Annotated in this window: 20 protein-coding genes; 16 read left to right on the top strand and 4 right to left on the bottom strand. The window is 38.6% G+C overall.

Features of this window, described 5'->3' with window-relative positions:
* Window positions 1-44: 44 nt before the first annotated feature.
* The gene (locus EG365_RS16310) at window positions 45-809 is read right to left on the bottom strand and encodes a glutathione S-transferase family protein (protein WP_001265503.1); all 765 of its coding nucleotides are present in this window, start codon (window positions 807-809) and stop codon (window positions 45-47) included.
* Between the two features lie 345 nt (window positions 810-1,154).
* Here EG365_RS16310 and EG365_RS16305 point away from each other — a divergent pair, with 345 nt between their 5' ends.
* The 8 genes from EG365_RS16305 (at window position 1,155) to ychF (ending at window position 9,637) form a co-directional block, all read left to right on the top strand.
* Window positions 1,155-2,390, top strand: a complete 1,236-nt coding sequence (locus tag EG365_RS16305; protein WP_000125339.1) for an SfnB family sulfur acquisition oxidoreductase — start codon at window positions 1,155-1,157, stop codon at window positions 2,388-2,390.
* A gap of 12 nt (window positions 2,391-2,402) precedes the next feature.
* The gene (locus EG365_RS16300) at window positions 2,403-3,626 is read left to right on the top strand and encodes an SfnB family sulfur acquisition oxidoreductase (RefSeq protein ID WP_000205204.1); all 1,224 of its coding nucleotides are present in this window, start codon (window positions 2,403-2,405) and stop codon (window positions 3,624-3,626) included.
* Window positions 3,626-5,038 carry an LLM class flavin-dependent oxidoreductase gene (locus EG365_RS16295; protein WP_000753083.1) on the top strand — a complete coding sequence of 471 codons (1,413 nt, stop codon included), beginning with the start codon at window positions 3,626-3,628 and terminating at the stop codon, window positions 5,036-5,038. The genes EG365_RS16300 and EG365_RS16295 overlap by 1 nt, the downstream gene beginning before the upstream one ends.
* 14 nt (window positions 5,039-5,052) lie before the next feature.
* The gene (locus EG365_RS16290; RefSeq protein WP_000079412.1) at window positions 5,053-5,883 is read left to right on the top strand and encodes a MetQ/NlpA family ABC transporter substrate-binding protein; all 831 of its coding nucleotides are present in this window, start codon (window positions 5,053-5,055) and stop codon (window positions 5,881-5,883) included.
* Window positions 5,884-5,896: 13 nt separating this feature from the next.
* Entirely contained in the window at window positions 5,897-6,730 is an 834-nt protein-coding gene (locus EG365_RS16285; protein ID WP_001007359.1) for a MetQ/NlpA family ABC transporter substrate-binding protein, read from the top strand.
* A gap of 5 nt (window positions 6,731-6,735) precedes the next feature.
* Entirely contained in the window at window positions 6,736-7,812 is a 1,077-nt protein-coding gene (locus tag EG365_RS16280) for a methionine ABC transporter ATP-binding protein (RefSeq protein ID WP_001986595.1), read from the top strand.
* Window positions 7,793-8,452, top strand: coding sequence for a methionine ABC transporter permease (locus tag EG365_RS16275; RefSeq protein WP_001153955.1), 660 nt, complete (start codon window positions 7,793-7,795; stop codon window positions 8,450-8,452). Before EG365_RS16280 ends, EG365_RS16275 begins: the two co-directional genes overlap by 20 nt.
* A 93-nt stretch (window positions 8,453-8,545) precedes the next feature.
* The gene (gene ychF / locus EG365_RS16270; RefSeq protein ID WP_000506572.1) at window positions 8,546-9,637 is read left to right on the top strand and encodes a redox-regulated ATPase YchF; all 1,092 of its coding nucleotides are present in this window, start codon (window positions 8,546-8,548) and stop codon (window positions 9,635-9,637) included.
* Window positions 9,638-9,681: 44 nt separating this feature from the next.
* On the opposite strand, the gene EG365_RS16265 is transcribed toward ychF, so the two are convergent.
* On the bottom strand, window positions 9,682-10,203 hold the full coding sequence (locus tag EG365_RS16265; protein ID WP_000067187.1) for a DUF962 domain-containing protein: 522 nt from the start codon (window positions 10,201-10,203) through the stop codon (window positions 9,682-9,684).
* 92 nt (window positions 10,204-10,295) lie between these two features.
* Here EG365_RS16265 and EG365_RS16260 point away from each other — a divergent pair, with 92 nt between their 5' ends.
* Both EG365_RS16260 and EG365_RS16255 read left to right on the top strand, forming a co-directional pair.
* Entirely contained in the window at window positions 10,296-11,003 is a 708-nt protein-coding gene (locus EG365_RS16260; protein WP_000348840.1) for a Crp/Fnr family transcriptional regulator, read from the top strand.
* A 172-nt stretch (window positions 11,004-11,175) separates the two neighbouring features.
* Window positions 11,176-11,511: a hypothetical protein gene (locus EG365_RS16255; protein WP_000736695.1), complete on the top strand. Its 336-nt coding sequence runs from the start codon at window positions 11,176-11,178 to the stop codon at window positions 11,509-11,511.
* 72 nt (window positions 11,512-11,583) lie between these two features.
* Here EG365_RS16255 and EG365_RS16250 read toward each other — a convergent pair whose 3' ends face one another.
* Window positions 11,584-12,054, bottom strand: coding sequence for a hypothetical protein (locus EG365_RS16250; protein ID WP_000477056.1), 471 nt, complete (start codon window positions 12,052-12,054; stop codon window positions 11,584-11,586).
* Between the two features lie 119 nt (window positions 12,055-12,173).
* On the opposite strand from EG365_RS16250, the gene EG365_RS16245 reads away from it, so the two are divergent.
* The 6 genes from EG365_RS16245 to dapC all read left to right on the top strand — a co-directional run bounded on the left by EG365_RS16245 (window position 12,174) and on the right by dapC (window position 18,963).
* Window positions 12,174-12,896, top strand: a complete 723-nt coding sequence (locus EG365_RS16245) for an AzlC family ABC transporter permease (protein ID WP_000741226.1) — start codon at window positions 12,174-12,176, stop codon at window positions 12,894-12,896.
* Between the two features lies 1 nt (window position 12,897).
* On the top strand, window positions 12,898-13,239 hold the full coding sequence (gene ygaH, locus EG365_RS16240) for an L-valine transporter subunit YgaH (RefSeq protein ID WP_001047279.1): 342 nt from the start codon (window positions 12,898-12,900) through the stop codon (window positions 13,237-13,239).
* Window positions 13,240-13,367: 128 nt separating this feature from the next.
* On the top strand, window positions 13,368-13,757 hold the full coding sequence (locus EG365_RS16235; protein ID WP_000084510.1) for a tautomerase family protein: 390 nt from the start codon (window positions 13,368-13,370) through the stop codon (window positions 13,755-13,757).
* A 102-nt stretch (window positions 13,758-13,859) separates the two neighbouring features.
* Complete coding sequence (gene purT, locus EG365_RS16230; protein ID WP_002000338.1) at window positions 13,860-15,077, top strand: formate-dependent phosphoribosylglycinamide formyltransferase; 1,218 nt, start codon at window positions 13,860-13,862, stop codon at window positions 15,075-15,077.
* Window positions 15,078-15,104: 27 nt separating this feature from the next.
* A complete protein-coding gene (gene glnD / locus EG365_RS16225) occupies window positions 15,105-17,768 on the top strand; it encodes a [protein-PII] uridylyltransferase (protein ID WP_000611178.1) in 2,664 nt (887 codons plus the stop codon).
* 25 nt (window positions 17,769-17,793) lie between these two features.
* Entirely contained in the window at window positions 17,794-18,963 is a 1,170-nt protein-coding gene (gene dapC, locus EG365_RS16220; RefSeq protein ID WP_001983957.1) for a succinyldiaminopimelate transaminase, read from the top strand.
* 57 nt (window positions 18,964-19,020) lie between these two features.
* Here the strand turns inward: dapC and EG365_RS16215 are convergent, their stop codons facing one another.
* Window positions 19,021-19,653: a LysE family translocator gene (locus EG365_RS16215; protein WP_000451663.1), complete on the bottom strand. Its 633-nt coding sequence runs from the start codon at window positions 19,651-19,653 to the stop codon at window positions 19,021-19,023.
* Window positions 19,654-19,702: the final 49 nt, after the last annotated feature.

The raw sequence follows: 19,702 nt of genomic DNA, 5'->3' as shown, positions 1-19,702 counted from the left end.
TAAAAAAGCCCCGATTTTATCGGAGCTTTTTTAAAAACTAAAATTTAAATTCCTCGCCAATCAACGCGTGCATTACGTTCAGTTTGATATATTCTTAAAACGTACTGTCCAAGCGGCAAATCAAGTAAATATTTCTGATAATTACTCCAATCGGGCGATACTTCCCCATCTTCTTCCCTTTCCCATGGTGTACCTTTTATTTCTAATAAAGGTGCAAGCATAGAACATACTGAAATATCAGCGAGGCTTAAGCGGTCACCAACCATATAACGTGCTTGGTTTTCAATTAAATAGTGGTTTAACTCATTAATAAGTTCATCCATGCGTCCTTTTGACTGACTTACGAGCTCTTCTTCAAGCTTATAGTTCTTCTTGACTAGAGTCTTGAGAAACGGTTTTGATATTTTCTCAAACTGTCGTAAGTAGCCTTGTTCACCCATCATAATCTCTAGAGCATGATCACCTTGAGCTAAAGTATGAGCAAGTGCCCAACGACGTACATGCACCCCAAGTTCATCTGCCAAACTATCAATTTTAAGAGTTTGCTGTCTAAGTTGTTCATCACGGCGTAAAAGTGCATGTTCCGGATAAGTATCATCCAGATAAAGCGCAATTTTAGTCGACTCAGCAATCCAGCGATGGTCATCTTTTAAAATCGGCAACAAATTTTGACCTGTTTTAAGTTGTGCAAAAGCACGGTGAAATCCAGGAATCAAATTATGTGCAACGTAATCAAGTTCTTTATGGTCTAACAACCAGCGAGCTTTTTCACAATAATGAGACAAAGGAAACTGATACAAAACCCGCATAAAATCTCCACGTTTATTTTTATTTGACTATTCGTACAAAAATCGTCTTCGGTAAGTAGATACTTTAGAAGCTATTTTTAATGAAAACAATGGATATTGTGCTCATTTTTCACTGACAGTTAGGTCTATATTTTTTATATCTTTTTTTACCGTACTTATAGCTCTTTTTCATATTAAAAACTTTTTAGTTATTCATTTTACAAATAAAAATTATAATTTATTGATTTTTAATATATTTCTATATCTATATTTATCTATTAAAAATCAAAAAAAGTGCTTTGCATTTTTATTCATAAGCTGAGCATAAGTCCTCGTTTAGTGGAAAAATATTTCTTTTGTAAGGTAATGACAGCAATACAAGGTGTCATTATGTCTAATTCTCTATCTAAAACGACGGCATACGTCCAAGTCATTCAAAATGATCAACAAGCAATTAATGCTGCTTATCAAGTGGCTGATTTTGCTTTAGAGGGTCGTAATACACGTGATCAACAACGCTTATTACCGCAAGAGCAAATCGAAAGCTTTAGCCAAAAAGGCTTAGGCGGAATTCGCATTGCAAAAAAATACGGCGGTGCTTTTGTTTCCAATAAAACTTTGGCTCAAGTTTTCCGTATTTTGAGTAAAGGCGACGCAAATGTTGGTCAGATTCCACAAAATCAGATTAGCCTGTTAAACCTGATTGAAATCATGGGTACAGAACAACAAAAACAATTTATCTTTTCAGAAATATTAGCCGGTAAACGTCTTGCCAACGGTGGTCCCGAACGAAATACCCATGACTCAAAAACCTTAAAAACTACTCTTACTATTGAAAACGGCAAATATATTTTAAACGGCGAAAAATTTTATTCGACGGGAACAAGTTTTGCGCATTGGCTTGCAATTAAAGCGATTCATCCAGAAGGCCATGTCGTTTTAGTGATTGTTAACCGAGATGCTCAAGGCATTGAAGTTATTAATGACTGGAATGGGTTTGGTCAGCGTACTACAGCGAGTGGTACGGTTAAATTAAATCGAGTTGAAGTTAATCCTGAACTTATTTTTGATGAGCGATTATTAACACAAGTTCCAACCTATCGCGGTGCGTATTCGCAGTTATTACAAGTGGCAATTGATGTCGGTATTGCGGAAGCTGCTTTTGAAGATACTTTATCGACCATACACAAAGCGCGCCCAATTATTGATGCAAATGTTGAAAAAGCCAGCTTTGAACATTACACCCTACAAGAGGTGGGTAAGTTAAATATTTTACTCGACGCAGCAATTTTACTGCTTGATGAAGCTGCTGAATATTTAGATGAACTTGATCAACTTCAAACAGTGACTGACGAACAAGTAGCAAAAGCTTCAATTTTGGTCGCAGAAGCAAAAGTCTATGCCAATGATGCGGCTCTACAGATCTCTGAAAAACTACTAGAGCTAGGTGGTAGCCGTTCAAGCTTAAGCCAACACAATTTAGATCAACATTGGCGAAATGCCCGTGTACATACCTTACACGATCCTGTTCGCTGGAAATTACATGCCATTGGCAATTATTACCTTAATGGTCATTTCCCTGCCCGCCATGCCTGGATTTAAGGAGCAATTGTCATGACTTCATATCAATCGGTTCAAACCAAACAAACATCGGCATCAGGCCAAGCACATATTATTCAAAATGATGCGGAAGCTTTAGAAATTGCCAAACAATTTGCCGAACAATTTAAAAAAACCGCAGTTGAGCGAGACGCTAAGCGAATTTTACCGTATACCGAAATTGATGCATTAAGCCAGTCTGGGCTTTGGGCAATTACAGTACCAAAGCAATATGGTGGTGCCGAAGTTTCAAGCCATACAGTTGCTCAAGTAATTGCGCTTTTAAGTGGTGCAGACGGTTCAATCGGACAAATTCCACAAAACCACTTCTATGCATTAGAAGTGTTACGCAATACAGGTACAGAAACTCAGAAACAACGTTTATACGGCGAAGTGTTAAATGGCACCCGCTTTGGTAATGCACTTGCTGAGTTTAAAACTAAAACTTCAACCCATAAACAAACTAACATTCGTCCGCATGAAAATGGCTATCTTATTCAGGGTGAAAAGTTTTACTGCACAGGAAGTTTATTTGCTCACCGTATCCCAACCTTAGTTTTAGACGATGCAGGACGTGAGTATCTGGCATTTGTAAAAAGTGGTTCACAAGGATTAAAACTTGTAGATGACTGGTCTGGCTTTGGGCAAAAAACCACAGGCAGCGGTACAGTTAAATTTGATCAGGTTTTTGTCGATGCAGATGATGTTATTCCTTTTGATACAGCATTTTTACAACCAACCTTAGTCGGTCCTTTTGCTCAAATCATGCATGCATCGATTGAGGTAGGCATTGCACGTGCAGCCTTTGAAGAAAGCTTGCAAAGAGTACATCAAGCTCGCCCATGGATTGATTCAAATGTAGAAACTGCAAACCAAGATCCTTTAACGATTTATGAATTAGGACGCATTGCGGTAGATGTACGAGCTAGTGAAGTCCTATTAAAACAGGCAGCTCAATCAATTGATGCCGCAAAAATTGAAACCTCACCTGAAAGCATTGCTAAAGCATCCATTGATGTGGCTAAAGTACGTGCTCATAGTACCGATATCGCACTCAAAGCATCGTCTAAGCTGATTGAACTTGCTGGTAGCCGTGGTAGTCAGTCTCAAGATGGCCTAGACCGTTTCTGGCGTAATGCGCGAGTACATACCTTACATGATGCTGCGCGATGGAAATATTACTTTATTGGGAACTACGTTCTTAACGGTGTTCTACCACCTCGTCGGGGGACATTGTAATGGCAGACTTTAAAGCGAAAGAGATTTTATTAAACGCCTTTGACATGAACTGTGTTGGACATATCAATCATGGCTTATGGACACATCCACGTGATGAATCACACCGTTTTAACGAATTGAGCTATTGGACAGAACAGGCCAAAACTTTAGAAAATGGTTTATTTGATGGTTTGTTTATCGCTGATATTACAGGTGTGTATGACGTCTATCAAAACGGTATAGACCTCACTTTAAAAGAGTCCATTCAGCTTCCGAGCCATGACCCGTCTACACTTATTTCAGCAATGGCGGCAGTCACTCAAAACTTAAGTTTTGGGGTCACTGTGAACTTAAGCTATGAGCATCCATATCAATTTGCTCGCCGCTTTGCGAGTCTTGACCATTTAACTCAAGGTCGTATTGGCTGGAATATCGTGACGGGTTATCTAGATAGTGCCGAACGCTTAATTGGTCAAAAAGGTTTAAAAGACCACGATGCCCGCTATGAGCAAGCTGAAGAGTTTTTAGAACTTTGCTATAAATATTGGGAAGGTTCATGGGAAAACGACGCAGTTAAAAAAGATAAAGCACGGCGTGTTTTTACAGATCCATCTAAGGTGCATACCATTCACCACCATGGAAAGTATTACCAGAGTGAAGGTGTGTTTCAGGTATCTCCTTCTGTGCAACGCACTCCAACCCTATTTCAAGCAGGTGCTTCACCTAAAGGTATGCAGTTTGCAACACGTCATGCTGAATGTGTATTTATTGGCGGTGACAAACCCGAAAAAATTCGCGAACAAGTGAAAAAGATTCGTACTCTTGCCGAACAGCAAGGACGCTCAGCGAATGATATTAAAGTGTTTGTCGGCATAACTGTTGTTGTGGCCGAAACACATGATCTGGCTGTACAAAAACTTAATGAATATCGTCAGTATGCAAGTCCTGAAGCAGGCTTAGCGCATTATGCGAGTTCAACAGGCATTGACTTAAGTAAGTTTGCTGACGATGAAGCGATTCCTTACCAAAAAAGTAACAGTATTGTTTCAATTACTGAAAAGTTTAAAGAACAGCAAATCACAAAAAATGACTTAAAAGCTCAACATGTTTTAGGCGGTCGCTATCCCCTTATCGTGGGTAGTGGCGAAGAAGTTGCCGAATACTTAATTCATCTTTTAGATGAAACTGATATTGATGGCTTTAATTTGACACGTACTGTTGCACCTGAGTCTCACCATGACTTTATACGCTTGGTCATTCCAGAGCTACAACAACGTGGTCGCTATAAAACTGCATATAAAACGGGTTCACTACGGAACAAAATTTTTAATCGGGGTGATCACTTACCAGAACAGCACCCTGTTCAAGCGTTCCGATGTAGTCCCTATAACAACAGCAAAAACTTAACAAAAATTGAAGAAATAACCGCTTAAATTTGGAGATAGACATGGCTCAAACAGCCTCTAAAAAATGGCTAGGCATAGGCTTAGTCGTTGTAGTCCTTTTTGTTGCTTTGTTCTTATGGAATAAACATCGTCAAAGTGGCTCAAATGAACTTGTGATTGGCATTAGTCCACCATTTGCAAAACCTTTACAAGCTGCTGCCGATGAAGCAAAGAAACAAGGTTTAAATGTAAAACTGGTCGAATTTTCTGACTGGAATACCCCAAATATTACTTTAAATCATGGGGATATTGATGCGAACTTTTTCCAGCATCAACCTTTCTTAGACAACGCAATTAAAGAAACTGGCTTTAAGTTAAAGGCATTTGCAGTGGGTGCAGCCTCACATGTGGGACTTTATTCAAAGAAATATAAAAGTCTTGATGAATTGCCACAAAACGCACGCGTAGTCATTCCAAATGATCCGGTGAACCAAGGTCGTGCCCTACTTCTTTTACAACAAGCTAAGTTAATTACGCTTAAAGATTCAAATAATCACTTATCTGCACTCAAAGATGTTGTTTCAAACCCTAAAAATTTGCAATTTATTGAGGTTGAAGGACCACAGACTGCTCGTGCAATTGATGATGTTGACTTGGCTTTTGGTTATCCACATTACTTGCGCTTAGCAAAAACAGCAGACCCTAATAGTGCGCTTTTACTGGATGACAATACCAATAAACGTTATGCCATTTTGTTTGTAGTGCGTGATGACTATGAGGATAAGGGCGACAAATTAAAGAAATTTGTTGAGATCTATCAAAACTCGCCAAAAGTTAAAGCTGTGTTAGACGCTGAAATTGGGCCAAAACTTTGGTTCCCTGGCTGGAAGTAATAACGGAAAGATTATGGCGATTCAGTTCAAACAGCATAAGCCTTGGTTACTCGGAATTACGATTTTAATCGTAGTTCTGGGCCTTGTCGGTTACCGTTATATTAAAAATAAACAAGCCGATGATGTTTTAACGATTGGCATTAGCCCGCCTTATGCAGAGCTATTACAAAGCGTTGCCAATGAAGTAGAAAAGCAAGGCGTTCATGTCAAACTCGTTGAATTTTCTGATTGGCGAGCACCCAATGTTGCCGTACAAAACGGCGATATTGATGCAAACTTTTTCCAGCAAAGCGTATTTCTACGTAATGCTGTTAAAGAAACGGGTTATGACTTACATGCATTTGGTGTGGGTTCAGGAAGTCATGTGGGTTTATATTCAAAAAAATATAAATCATTTGAAGATTTACCTTTAAATGCACGTGTTGCCATTCCAAATGATCCGGTTAATTTAGCCCGTGCTTTAATTTTATTGCATCGTGCTGGCTTAATTCAGCTTAAAGATATAAATAATGAACTTTCAACTACTCAAGACATTATTGCTAATCCGAAACAGCTGAGCTTCGTTGAAGTTGAAGGCCCTCAAACCGCACATGCATATAATGATGTCGATTTAATTTTCGGCTTCCCTCACTACTTAAAAATGGCAAAGGTAACCGACCCACATAGCGCATTATTTTTAGACCCAATCGATAAAAAATATGCAATTTTGTTTGTGACCCGTCGCGATTACCAAGACAAAAACCAAAAACTTGCAACCTTTGTTAAAGCATTCCAGAACTCAAAACAAGCACAAGACATTCTGGATAAAGACTTTGGTAAAGGTATGTGGTTTCAAGGCTGGAAATAAGGAGAATGACGATGGTGAGTTTTGGATCACAAGTTGATTTTTCTCTACCCCATATCAAAATTCGTGGTTTAAATAAGTTTTACCAATCTCAAGGTCAAAAACTGCACGCTTTAAAAGAGATTAACCTTGATATTCCTCAAGGTAAGATTTTAGGCATTATTGGTAAAAGTGGTGCAGGAAAATCTTCCTTACTTCGTACATTAAATGGTTTAGAACAAGTAAATACTGGCAGCATTCATATTCATCAACAAAACATTGCTGAATTGAGCCATTCCGAGCTTATTCAAACCCGTCAACGGATTGGAATGATTTTTCAACATTTCAATTTAATGTCTGCAAAAACAGTTTGGGAAAATGTGGCATTGCCCTTAAAAGTTTCCAATTACAACAAAGCAGATATCGACCAACGCGTAAATGAGGTTCTGGCTCTCGTAGGTCTTGCAGATAAATCTAACTATTATCCATCACAACTTTCTGGCGGACAAAAGCAACGTGTTGGTATTGCACGTGCACTTGTTCACCACCCAGAAATTTTACTGTGTGACGAAGCCACCTCGGCACTTGATCCTGAAAGTACTGCCACTATTTTGGCTTTGCTTAAAAAGATTAATCAGGAACTTGGTCTCACCATTGTATTAATCACTCATGAAATGCAAGTGATTCGAGAAATTTGTGATCAAGTCGTGGTGATTGACCAAGGTGAGATTGTAGAGGCTGGGCAAGTTTGGTCGGTATTTTCACGACCAGAGCAACAAATTACTCAAGAACTATTAAACCTTGAGCAAATTACCCTGCCTTTTAAAATCAGCCGTCTACCCGATGAAGATTCGACTCATATTATTGTAAAACTGAAATATGAGGCTGAAGCACATCAGGTTCCAGATATTCAAGAACTACTTGCCAGATTTAAAGCACCCGTCAATTTATATCAAAGTCAGGTCGATACCATTCAAGGGCACATTATTGGCTCACTTTTAGTCGGTATTCCTAACGTAGAAATTGATCTTTCATCTATACAACAAGATGCATTAACAGCAATTGCACAATTTGAGGTACTTGGCTATGCAAGACCAGCTCATTGATTTATTAATTACTGGAACTATAGATACCTTGCTCATGGTAGGCGCATCTGCATTCATTGCCTTTTTAATTGGCTTACCTATCGCTGTTATTTTAGTCAGCACTTCTGAACATGGCATTCATCCGTCGCAAAAGATTAATCAGGCTTTGGGTTGGGTCATCAATATCACTCGCTCAGTACCCTTTCTAATTTTAATGGTTGCACTTATTCCGCTTACTCGCTGGATTGTGGGTACAAGTTATGGCGTATGGGCAGCGGTTGTTCCCTTAACGATTGCGGCTATTCCGTTTTTTGCCCGTATTGCAGAAGTCAGCTTACGTGAAGTCGATCAAGGCTTAATTGAAGCAGCACAAGCCATGGGTTGTAACCGTAAACAAATTATTTGGCATGTACTTTTACCAGAAGCTTTGCCGGGTATTGTGGCAGGCTTTACAGTGACTATTGTGACAATGATTAACTCATCTGCGATTGCTGGTGCTATTGGTGCAGGTGGCTTAGGAGACATTGCTTATCGATATGGTTATCAACGTTTTGATATGCAAATTATGTTGGCTGTTATTTTAGTATTGATTGTTTTAGTCATGTTAGTACAAGCGACTGGTGATGCATTAGCCCAGCAACTCGATAAACGTAAAGTTTAAACACAACAGAACCCTGCTCTAGCCATGACTTTGTCATGGCTTTCATGTAAAATCAGCCACAATTTTTAATTTACACATTTGTGAGTGGTTTTCATGGGTTTTAATTGCGGTATTGTTGGTCTGCCAAATGTAGGGAAATCTACCCTTTTCAATGCATTAACTAAAGCAGCGATTGCAGCGGAAAACTTCCCGTTCTGTACCATTGAGCCAAACACAGGTATTGTTCCTGTTCCAGATCCACGTTTAGATAAACTTGCTGCAATTGTTAACCCTCAGCGTGTTTTGCCGACCACTATGGAATTTGTGGACATTGCAGGTCTTGTTGCTGGTGCATCAAAAGGTGAAGGTTTGGGTAACCAGTTCCTTGCTAACATTCGTGAAACTGATGCAATCGCTCATGTGGTACGTTGTTTCGAAGACGAAAACGTGATTCACGTTAATGGTAAAATTGATCCATTAGACGACATCGCAACTATCAATACTGAACTTGCGCTTGCAGACCTTGAGACTGTTGCTAAAGCAATTTTACGTTTAACTAAAGTTGCTAAAGGCGGTGACAAAGAAGCTGTAGCGACTAAAGCAGTTTTAGAAAAAATCCAACCATTACTTGACGAAGGTAAACCAGCTCGCGCGGCTGATTTGTCTGATGACGAACGCAAATTAATCCGTGGTTTTGGTTTAATGACTTTGAAACCAACCATGTACATTGCAAACGTTGCAGAAGACGGTTTTGAAAACAACCCACATTTAGAAGCTGTTAAAAAACTTGCTGCCGAAGAAAACGCAATTGTTGTGCCGCTTTGCAACCAAATCGAAGCTGAAATTTCATTATTAGAAGATGAAGATCGTGCTGAGTTCCTAGAAGCAATGGGCATGGAAGAACCGGGCTTAAACGTAGTTATTCGTGCAGGCTATAAACTTTTAGGTTTACAAACTTATTTCACTGCTGGTGTACAAGAAGTTCGTGCATGGACAGTAAAAGTTGGTGCAACGGCTCCTCAAGCAGCTGGTGTTATTCATACTGATTTCGAAAAAGGCTTTATCCGTGCTGAAGTTGTTGCATATGATGACTTCGTACAATACAACGGTGAAAACGGCGCTAAAGAAGCAGGTAAATGGCGTTTAGAAGGTAAAACTTACGTTGTTCAAGACGGCGATGTAATGCATTTCCGTTTTAACGTTTAAGTTAAAGCTTAAAAAAGCCCCACTAGATTGGGGCTTTTTTATATTTAATGGCTTAAATCCATCATCTCTCGTTTACTGCGCGCCTCGTGTAAAATTCGCTCATGTAAAGGCTTTCTAAAGCCTAACATAAATATAAATTCTGCCAATACAAATAAAGGTCCTATCGCGAGTCCAATCACATCATCAACAAAAGCAGGTTTTTTCTTTTCAAAATAATGCCCCACAAACTGAAAAGCCCATCCCACCACAAAGAAACCAATACTTGCAGCCAACCAATGTCCTAAAGACAATTGAGCAATTTGGCTCGCTAGTGGATACACAGCAACCAAGATAATGAGCATGAGTAAACCAAAAACTTTATCTAGAAATAAATAATAGATCGTACTAACTGCAATCAGTACCATAGCTAAAGTAACTTTAAAATTACCAATATCGATTCCTGCCCTCGCTGTTAAACATAAAATTGAAAACACGATGAGTGGAATGCCTATAAAATGCGTCAAAATATTTTGATGATTTAAATGATAAGCCGCATATTGGCTCAGTTTCTGTTCCAGATTTGACATAAGTTATTCCCTATTCAACTAACTATAGCCATACTGTACAAATAAGGAAAATTTAAAGTTGTCAGCTATTTGACAAAGTAATGAATTTTTTCATGGATGGGCTGATATTGGATCTTATTTATATTAACCGATTAAAAGAAAACACATGGTTTAGTGTGCTGCCGGAAGCATTCCAAAAGTTTATTCTAGAATATGGCAAGCAAATTACTTTTGAGAAAAACAGCTATGTTTTCCACGCTCAAGATGAGTTTGATGGTATTTATACCGTCCTTGAAGGCTCAATTAGTTTAGGTTATGTCGATGTAAATGGTAATGAAGCACTTTCTGCAATTGCTGAGCCGATTATGTGGTTCGGTGAAATATCTTTAATTGACCATGAACCACGTTCGCACGATGCGATTGCTTTGAAAAAAAGTACAGTTCTACATATTCCTGCAAAACCATTAAATGAGCTACTAAAAGAACATCCATATTATTGGTATTATTTTGCACGTTTAACTAGCCAAAAACTCAGGTACGTTTTCTTAGAACAGATTGCGATACAAACACGCAGTATTTCTCAAAGGCTTGCACAACGTCTTCTGTTCATTTTAGAAGGATACGGTAACCATATTCTTATTCAAGATCATCACATTCAGATTTCTCAAGAGCAATTAGCCAACATGCTAACTACATCTAGGCAGACGATCAACCATGAATTGAGCCTACTTGAAAAACAAAATATTATTAAAATTGCTTTTAGAAAAATTGAGATTTTAGATATTGAAAAATTAAAAGTAATTGCTCAAGTTCATTCATAATTGTACGAAACGCCGCTATATAATAAAAACTTAAAATTAAATTAAAAAATTAGATAACACTGCAAATCAAAACATTGTTCAAACTCTATTTCCACAAAATAAATGTTTTAAAGCAGAATTTTTCACCTTACACTCAAGCTGAGCAATAATACTCGACAAGGCGCTGATTAACATGAAAAAATTATCAACAATTCTTACAGCAGGCGTATTGGCTATGTTAAGTGTTTCGGCATTTGCATGTCCAAAAGGAACTCAACTACAAGGCGGTACTGGACCAAATCACAAAGGTGGAAAGTGTGTAGCGGTACATGGAAAAGCTACAGCTCAAAAAGCAAAGAAAGAGGCAACTAAAACTAAACAGGAAGTTAAAAAAGACTTAACCATGCAAAAGCATGATGCAATGACCAGTGCGACTCATGCACAACATGAATCACACCAAATGACTCACCAAATGAAGCAAGATGCTGTAAAAACTGCCAACACAGCTAAAGCTGCAACAAAACCGTAATTATCATTCACCCATTATCGTTTAAAGCAAAAAAGCGAGATTGATCATCTCGCTTTTTTATATGTATAGGCTTTATTTAGGAGATGTGTTTCCTAAATTCGGATTTTCAATGGCTTCCTTACACTGTTGTTTATCGCGCTCATAATCTGCCTGTTTTTGAGCAACCGAACTATTATTTTCAAGCGTTTCGCGCGCCCATACATCTAGACTCGTTAAAGCTTTACGGCAAAGTGCATATTTTCCTTCAGTGACTGAATCTGTCATTTTTACATTGATACGCCAGTCTGTACTGAGCTGACGTAGTGGCTTACGAACATTATCATTAATTTGGCTGAGCTGTTTTTCATAGACTAAATGATCAACAGTATTGATTAATGTCCATGCCTTTTTTGCATAAACTGTCGCATCATTCGTTAGTTTCGGCGCTGGTTTAATTTCTACTTTTTTATCTGAGCTCTGATTGCCATTATCACAACCTTGCAATATAAATACGCTCGCACTCAAGATGGCGATATAAACTAAACGAGTCTTTGATTTGAACATATCAAACTGCCGAATTAAACATTTCGGCACTATGCTATTAAATTCGGCTACAATACTCAATCTTTCAAGTTTTTATAATTGGTTTACTGCCAAGGTGTATTGTGTCAAATCAACAACAGATGGCTGCTCAAACAGCAACTTTTTGGCAAGGTGCCAAAGATAGTCAAGCCATCGTTCTCACCTACTTACCAGTTTCTTTTGCCTTTGGCGTTTCTGCATCTCAATTTGGTTTTAGCCCATGGGAAGCATTTTTTCTTTCTTGTTCCATGTATGCAGGTGCAAGCCAATTTTTAGTGGTCGCACTTTTAGCAAGTGGTTCTTCTATATGGTTAACCGCTTTAACAGTCATTGCACTTGATATACGACATGTACTTTATGGGCCTGCTCTTTATAATTTAATTCCAACTAAATTAAATTTAAAGAAGACAGCCGTTTGGGCTTGGGGTTTAACGGACGAAGTTTTTGCCAGTGGTATGATCCAACTTTCACAGCGCAGACAACAATGGTCCGAGTCTTGGATGTTGGGCTTAAGTCTATTTAGCTGGATGTCTTGGGCAAGTGGTTCATTATTAGGTGGTTTATTTGCAGATCAAGTCGCACACCTTCCAAAGTTTTTACAAGCAGCTTTAGACTTCTTATTACCTGCTTTATTTTTAAGTTTTTTATTAGCGGCATTTGAACGAAAGCATAGCCTTGTAGTTGCTGTATCGTTAGTGGTTTCAGCTTTGGCATGTTATTGGATTAACTTATCAGCGGCTATCTTTATTGGCATTCTTTCAGGCATTTTAGCAGGTCTATTTAAACATTATGTGCTGAAACAATTTGATGAGGTTGAAACTTAATATGAACCTAGAAATTATTTTGGTCGGCATTATTGTGGGTATCGCTAATTTTGCTTCACGCTTCGGACCATTTTTCGTAATACAAAAACTACAGGGCAACCAACAAAGACGCGGCTCAATCTGGTTAAAAATCGCTTTAGGAAGTATTGGTATATCTGCAATTAGCGCCATGCTTGTGGTTGCAACCCTTCCACCTTTACTTGAAACCCCAAATAAGAGTTTAGCAATGCTTATCGGTTTTTTAGTTTTAGCAGGTCTTTATTTTAAATTTAAGAAAATCGTACCAGCAACTTTAACTGCCGCAATCGTTTATGGCCTTATCTATACTTATTTACCTTTATAAATAGATAAACTGATCAACCTTATATAATATATAAATGCTAGAAGTGATTAAGAATAATAACTTCTAGCATAAAAACTCATTTTTGAAATTTATTAAAAGATAAATCCATCTAGCGATTAGAGATAAAAATGTCACAAGTTAAAATTTATGCAAATGAACGAACCATTATTCAGTATCGCGAACTGCTCTCTCATGCGATCCATCAAGCACTTATTGAAGAATTGAAGTATCCCGTCGAGAAAAGATTTCAACGCTTCATTAGCCTTAAACCTGAGAATTTTATTTATCCATCTGACAGAAGCCAGCATTACATTATCATCGAACTTTCAATGTTTGCAGGCCGCAGTCCAGCCACTAAAAAGCAACTTATTCAAACCTTATTTCGCAATATTGAAGAGCAATGCAAAATTGCATCTCAGGACATTGAAATTACCATTTTTGAAACACCTAAAGAAAATTGGGGCATCCGTGGTAAAAATGCAGATGAATTGCTTTTAAACTATCAGGTTAATATCTAAAAACTACATTTTTAATTGTCCGACAAAATTACTTTTTTTATGCATGATAAGGCTTAACTCCACCCTAAGTTCTGCTATGCTTAAAAAAATAATTTTGTCAGGATGATTCGCATGAGCGTGACACTCGGTACCCCACTTCAATCTTCTGCATTTAAAGTTTTATTGTTAGGTTCAGGAGAGCTTGGCAAAGAAGTTGTAATTTCCCTACAACGCCTTGGTGTAGAAGTACATGCAGCCGACCGTTATGATCATGCTCCAGCTATGCAAGTAGCACATTTTTCTTATGTGCTAAACATGGCAGATCCAGCCCAATTAAAACAACTCATTGAAAAAGTTAAACCAAATTTAATTGTTCCAGAAATTGAAGCGATTGCGACAGAAGTTTTACTGGAAATTGAAGCAAATAAAACTGCAACAGTCATCCCATCTGCTAAAGCTGTAAACCTGACCATGAACCGTGAAGGTATTCGCCGTCTTGCTGCTGAAGAACTTGGTTTACCAACATCTGCTTATCGTTTTGCTGATACGCTCGAAAGCTTCCGCGCTGCTTGCGATGACATTGGTTATCCAAACTTTGTAAAACCGGTCATGTCTTCTTCTGGTAAAGGACAATCTCGTGTAAAAAGTTTCGATGAAGTCGATGCTGCATGGGAATATGCAATGCAAGGTGGCCGTGTTAACCAAGGCACTGTTATTATTGAATCTCAAATTGATTTTGACTTTGAAATTACACTCCTTACCGTTCGCGCTAAAAACCCTGAAACAGGTGAAATTGAAACGCACTACTGTGACCCAATTGGTCATCGCCAAGATGCAGGCGACTATGTAGAAAGCTGGCAACCACAACCAATGACTCCTGCAGCACTCGAGGAAGCCAAACGCATTGCAAATAAAGTGACTACAGCACTTGGTGGCTGTGGTATTTTTGGTGTAGAACTGTTTATTAAAGGCGACAAGGTTTGGTTTAGTGAGGTTTCACCTCGTCCACATGATACAGGCCTCGTCACTTTAGCATCTCAATTTCAAAGTGAATTTGAATTACATGCACGTGCAATTTTAGGCTTACCTGTAAATACAGCACGTCACAGTGTTGCCGCAAGTGCGGTAATTTATGCTGGAGTTGATGCTAACAATTTAAGTTATAGCAATCTGAATGTGGCTTTAGCTCATCCAGATACCGACTTACGTTTGTTTGGTAAACCAGAAGGTTTCAAACGTCGTCGTATGGGTGTGGCAACTGCTCGCGCTGAAAATACTGATCTTGCCCGTACTTTAGCGAAAGAAACCGCTGATCAAGTAAGCGTTCAAACTAACTTTTAATTTTTACTTATTGGTAGACCCATTTTCATGATCAATACATCGCCATTGCTGAACTATGTCTCAAGTCATCATGATATTAAAGCCATTAATCAGTGGCGAACGGATGTAGAAAAGCAATTGCAAGATTCATACGAAAATGGGCAATCTATTCGAGAAATCATTAAAGCTCGTTCAGACTTAGTAGATGAAGCGCTCGTCTTTTTATGGAAACATGCAGAACTTGACCAGTCAAAACTAGGTCTTTTTGCAGTAGGTGGTTACGGGCGCCGTGAAATGCTGCCCTATTCTGATGTAGATATCATGATTTTGTCTGAAGATGAAATCAGTGAAGAAAATGAAAAACGTATCTCTACATTTATTTCCTCTTTATGGGATGTAGGAAATTTCAAACCAGGTATTAGTGTTCGTACCATTCAAAGCTGTGTTGAACAAGCCGCTACCGATTTAACTGTTGCCACTACATTAATTGAGGCGCGTTTAATCACGGGTAATACGCAACTTGCGAAATGGCCTCGCCGTATTGTTTCACAGACCTGGACAGACAAAACATTTTATGACGCAAAAATGGCCGAACAAGCCAAGCGTTACCACCAACACAACAATACTGAAAGTAATTTAGAACCTGACATTAAAAATGCACCGGGCGGTATTCGTGACATTAATCAAATTGGTTGGATTGCCAAACGCCACTTCCGAGTGAACCGTATCTATGACTTAGTGCATTTAGGTTTCATTTCAGAGTTCGAATTGGCTGTTTTAGAAGAAGCTGAAAGCTTTCTTTGGGAAATTCGACATCATTTACACCGTTTAGCCAAACGTGATGAAAACCGTTTACTCTTTGACCATCAAAGAGAAATTGCTGCTAAATTTGGTTACGTTCGTCAAGAAGGCCAACCTGTAAATTACGGCGTTGAGCAATTCATGAAACGCTACTACCGTACGGCGCAGCAGGTTTCAACACTCAATGAAATGTTGCTGGCGTATTTTAGTGAGTCAGTCATTACTCCTCGACTCCCCAACTATGAACGCAAAATTGAAGTTGTTAACGATCACTTTAAAATTGTCGATAATAAACTTGCCGTACAGCATCACAAAATATTCGCAGAGCATCCAAGCGCGATTTTAGAGTTGTTCTATATTTTAGCCAATCGACCAGATATTGAAGGTATTCGCGCTCGGACTTTACGCTTACTTATTCTTGCTGCGAAACGAATTAACCAAAGTTATCGTGATAATCCAGAGCATCAAGCACTATTTATGTCGATTATTCGCTCACCATATCGACTATACGACACCTTGGTCGCGATGAAACGTTATGGTGTGTTAGGAAACTATATTCCTGCTTTTGGCCAAATTATGGGTCTTATGCAATATGACCTATTCCATATCTATACGGTTGATGCTCATACATTATTATTGCTGCGTAATTTAAATCGTTTTAGAGAACCTGAATTTGCCAAAGAATTCCCTGTGGTAAGTTCGGTTTTCCAACGTCTTGCTCGTCAAGATATTGTCTTTATTGCTGCTTTATTCCACGACATTGCAAAAGGCCGTGGTGGTGACCATAGTGAACTTGGCGCAGAAGACGCGATTGAGTTTGGACGTGCACATGGCTTTACTGAGCGTGAATGCAAATTAATTGCATGGCTTATTCAAAACCATTTGCTCATGTCACTTACAGCTCAGAAAAAAGATATTTCTGATCCAGATGTCGTGAAAGATTTTGCAGAAAAACTTGGCGACATGGAGCATCTTGATTATCTCTATACTTTAACAGTTGCAGATATTAACGCCACAAATCCAAAACTTTGGAACACATGGCGCGCTTCTCTCATGCGTCAGCTTTATACGCATGCTCGTGATGTAATCCGTACCGGTTTAGGTCGTCCTGTTGATTATCAAATGCTAATTGAAGACACCAAATTTGCAGCAAGTGAATTACTGGTAAATAACTTTGCATTGGCTGATGTCGAAAAAGTATGGCAAGAACTTGGTGATGAATACTTCATTAAAGAGTCGGCAGATGAAATTGCATGGCATACACAAGCAATTTTAAAACATGGTGATAATCCAGAGCCATTAGTCCTCTTGCGTGCTCACCGTAAAGCAGCTCAAGATGCGGTGCAAATCTTTATTTATACACGTGACCAACCTAACCTGTTTGCTACTACTGTTGCTGTTTTAGACCGCATGAACCTAGACGTTCAGGACGCAAAAATTATCACAGCAAGTACCGCATTTAGCTTAGACACTTATGTTGTACTCGATCGTTTCGGTACATTGCTTACCGACCCAGAGCGTGAAGAAACCGTTAAAAATGCATTAGTGAAGGCGCTTAGCCAACCAGACCAATACCCGGGACTCATGCAACGCCGTATTCCGCGTCAATTACGTCACTTCGATATCGAAAATACAGTCGATGTAACATTGAATGAAGCCTTACAGCAAAATATGGTCGAAATTTCAACACTCGATCATCCTGGCCTACTTGCACGCGTGGGTGGTTTATTTATGATGCAAGGTTTAGACATCCATTCAGCCCGAATTGCAACTTTAGGTGAACGTGCCGAAGATATTTTCTTTGTCACCAAAAAAGATGGGAAACCGCTGAATAACGAAGAGGTCAAACTCTTCTCGGAAAAACTGAAAGCAGCATTAGATGAAGCATCTAATCAAATTTGTCAGCACTGAAACTCAACTACTTGGTAACTGTTTAATGAACTCTAGCTTGTCGTTATTACACCCGTATCCATTTGAAAAGTTAAACCAACTTTTTAAGGATATTACCCCAGCGAACCTTCCCTTGATTCCTCTATCAATTGGCGAACCGAAGCATCCAGCACCAGAGTTTGTTAAACAGGCTATTATTGATAACTTTAACCATCTATCCACTTATCCAAACAGCAAAGGCTTACCTGAGCTTCGCCAAAGCATTGCAGATTGGTTAACTAAGCGCTTTAAGCTCAACAGCATTAGTGCTGAAAACCACATTTTACCTGTGTCTGGTACACGTGAAGGTATTTTCTCTTTTGTACAGGCATTAATTAATCGTGAAGATGCACCTTATGTGGTAATGCCAAACCCGTTTTATCAAATTTACGAAGGTGCTGCTTTACTTGCAGGTGCAAAGCCATACTTCATTAATTGCACAGAAGAAAATGGTTATTTAGGTGACTTTGACGCGGTACCAGCAGAAGTTTGGGAAAAGACAGCCCTTCTTTTTGTATGTACACCGGGTAACCCAACAGGTACTGTGCTTTCTAAAGAACAATTTAAAAAGCTGATTGCCTTATCTGATCAATATAATTTTGTTATTGCATCTGATGAATGCTATTCAGAACTTTGGTTTGACCAAGCTCCTACGGGTTTATTAGAAGTATGTGCGGAACTTGGCCGTGATGACTACAAAAACTGTATCGTTTTTCATTCACTTTCAAAACGCTCAAACTTACCGGGTATGCGTTCAGGTTTTGTAGCGGGTGATGCTGCTTTATTAAAGCCATATTTGCAATACCGCACCTATCACGGCGCAGCAATGCCAGTACAACATCAGCTTGCCTCAATTGCAGCATGGAATGATGAAAGCCATGTTGAAGAAAACCGTAAGCAATATCGTGCAAAATTTGACTTATTTCAATCTGAGCTAGGTCATTTGCTTCCATTACAAAAACCAGATGCTGGTTTTTACTATTGGTTAAAAGTGGATAATGATGAAACTTTTGCCAAAATGCTGATGGAAAAAGCACATATTAAAGTCTTACCGGGCCGTTATTTATCTCGTGATACCGAACAAGGTAACCCTGGAGCTAACCATGTACGTATGGCGTTAGTGGCAGATTTAGCTCAATGTGAAGAAGTAGTTAAGCGTTTAAAAGCGATTCTGTAAGCCTCTTCTTAGCAGTTGTACAGCCTATTACTCAGGTTGTACAACTGGGCTATAACACTATTTATATGTAATCAAAAGCACAGCAAAAAGAATAAAAGCTAGCGCAGAACAATAATATAAACCTGTTGCAGAGCGCTTAATTTTGACTAAAATTCGTTCATGGGCCAGCAGTTTAACCAATAAGATATTCCAGATTAAAACCACACCGACCATCCATACACTCATAAGCAGTTTTTGAAATAAACTAAATTTATTTTGTATAAGCAGCATTAAGCTACTATAAAACATAATATTTTTTGGATTTAAAAGACTCGATTGCAAACCTAATACCAAGCTTTTAATTTTGTTGTGCTTATCTTCTGCTTGGTCACTTAAATTATTTACATCGGTTGAGAAATTTAGAGCTGTAGATCGGGCTGCATTAAAACAAAGAAAACTCAAATAAGCCAAATACAAAGCGCCAAGCCATTTAAATATTAAAAGTAAGATACTACTTAGATTTCCAAGCAATATAAAACTAAACAGGCATCCAGCCAGAATTAAAGCATTTCCTAAAGTGATTCCTAGAACAATACCATATGTATAACGGCGTCCTTTTTGTAGAAGACTAGTGAGAATAAGAAAGAAATCTGGACCCGGTGATAAGAGTGCTAAAAAATGAGTAAATGCAATAACTAAGAAAACTTCCATAACAGCTTCATCTGTAAAACAGTCTGGAAAATCTTAGAAATAGAGCTAA

The sequence above is a fragment of the Acinetobacter sp. FDAARGOS_494 genome, from assembly GCF_003812225.1.
Classification (GTDB): Bacteria; Pseudomonadota; Gammaproteobacteria; order Pseudomonadales; family Moraxellaceae; genus Acinetobacter; species Acinetobacter baumannii.
Note: the sequence above shows the minus strand (reverse complement) of the source record. Positions and strands in the feature narration are given on the sequence as shown.

What these genes read in the sequence shown, in the direction of transcription:
- EG365_RS16310 (WP_001265503.1), bottom strand. Translation starts at nt 809, where the DNA reads ATGCGGGTTTTGTATCAGTTTCCTTTGTCTCATTATTGTGAAAAAGCT.
- EG365_RS16305 (WP_000125339.1), top strand. Translation starts at nt 1,155, where the DNA reads ATGACAGCAATACAAGGTGTCATTATGTCTAATTCTCTATCTAAAACG.
- EG365_RS16300 (WP_000205204.1), top strand. Translation starts at nt 2,403, where the DNA reads ATGACTTCATATCAATCGGTTCAAACCAAACAAACATCGGCATCAGGC.
- EG365_RS16295 (WP_000753083.1), top strand. Translation starts at nt 3,626, where the DNA reads ATGGCAGACTTTAAAGCGAAAGAGATTTTATTAAACGCCTTTGACATG.
- EG365_RS16290 (WP_000079412.1), top strand. Translation starts at nt 5,053, where the DNA reads ATGGCTCAAACAGCCTCTAAAAAATGGCTAGGCATAGGCTTAGTCGTT.
- EG365_RS16285 (WP_001007359.1), top strand. Translation starts at nt 5,897, where the DNA reads ATGGCGATTCAGTTCAAACAGCATAAGCCTTGGTTACTCGGAATTACG.
- EG365_RS16280 (WP_001986595.1), top strand. Translation starts at nt 6,736, where the DNA reads ATGACGATGGTGAGTTTTGGATCACAAGTTGATTTTTCTCTACCCCAT.
- EG365_RS16275 (WP_001153955.1), top strand. Translation starts at nt 7,793, where the DNA reads ATGCAAGACCAGCTCATTGATTTATTAATTACTGGAACTATAGATACC.
- ychF (WP_000506572.1), top strand. Translation starts at nt 8,546, where the DNA reads ATGGGTTTTAATTGCGGTATTGTTGGTCTGCCAAATGTAGGGAAATCT.
- EG365_RS16265 (WP_000067187.1), bottom strand. Translation starts at nt 10,203, where the DNA reads ATGTCAAATCTGGAACAGAAACTGAGCCAATATGCGGCTTATCATTTA.
- EG365_RS16260 (WP_000348840.1), top strand. Translation starts at nt 10,296, where the DNA reads ATGGATGGGCTGATATTGGATCTTATTTATATTAACCGATTAAAAGAA.
- EG365_RS16255 (WP_000736695.1), top strand. Translation starts at nt 11,176, where the DNA reads ATGAAAAAATTATCAACAATTCTTACAGCAGGCGTATTGGCTATGTTA.
- EG365_RS16250 (WP_000477056.1), bottom strand. Translation starts at nt 12,054, where the DNA reads ATGTTCAAATCAAAGACTCGTTTAGTTTATATCGCCATCTTGAGTGCG.
- EG365_RS16245 (WP_000741226.1), top strand. Translation starts at nt 12,174, where the DNA reads ATGGCTGCTCAAACAGCAACTTTTTGGCAAGGTGCCAAAGATAGTCAA.
- ygaH (WP_001047279.1), top strand. Translation starts at nt 12,898, where the DNA reads ATGAACCTAGAAATTATTTTGGTCGGCATTATTGTGGGTATCGCTAAT.
- EG365_RS16235 (WP_000084510.1), top strand. Translation starts at nt 13,368, where the DNA reads ATGTCACAAGTTAAAATTTATGCAAATGAACGAACCATTATTCAGTAT.
- purT (WP_002000338.1), top strand. Translation starts at nt 13,860, where the DNA reads ATGATTCGCATGAGCGTGACACTCGGTACCCCACTTCAATCTTCTGCA.
- glnD (WP_000611178.1), top strand. Translation starts at nt 15,105, where the DNA reads ATGATCAATACATCGCCATTGCTGAACTATGTCTCAAGTCATCATGAT.
- dapC (WP_001983957.1), top strand. Translation starts at nt 17,794, where the DNA reads ATGAACTCTAGCTTGTCGTTATTACACCCGTATCCATTTGAAAAGTTA.
- EG365_RS16215 (WP_000451663.1), bottom strand. Translation starts at nt 19,653, where the DNA reads ATGGAAGTTTTCTTAGTTATTGCATTTACTCATTTTTTAGCACTCTTA.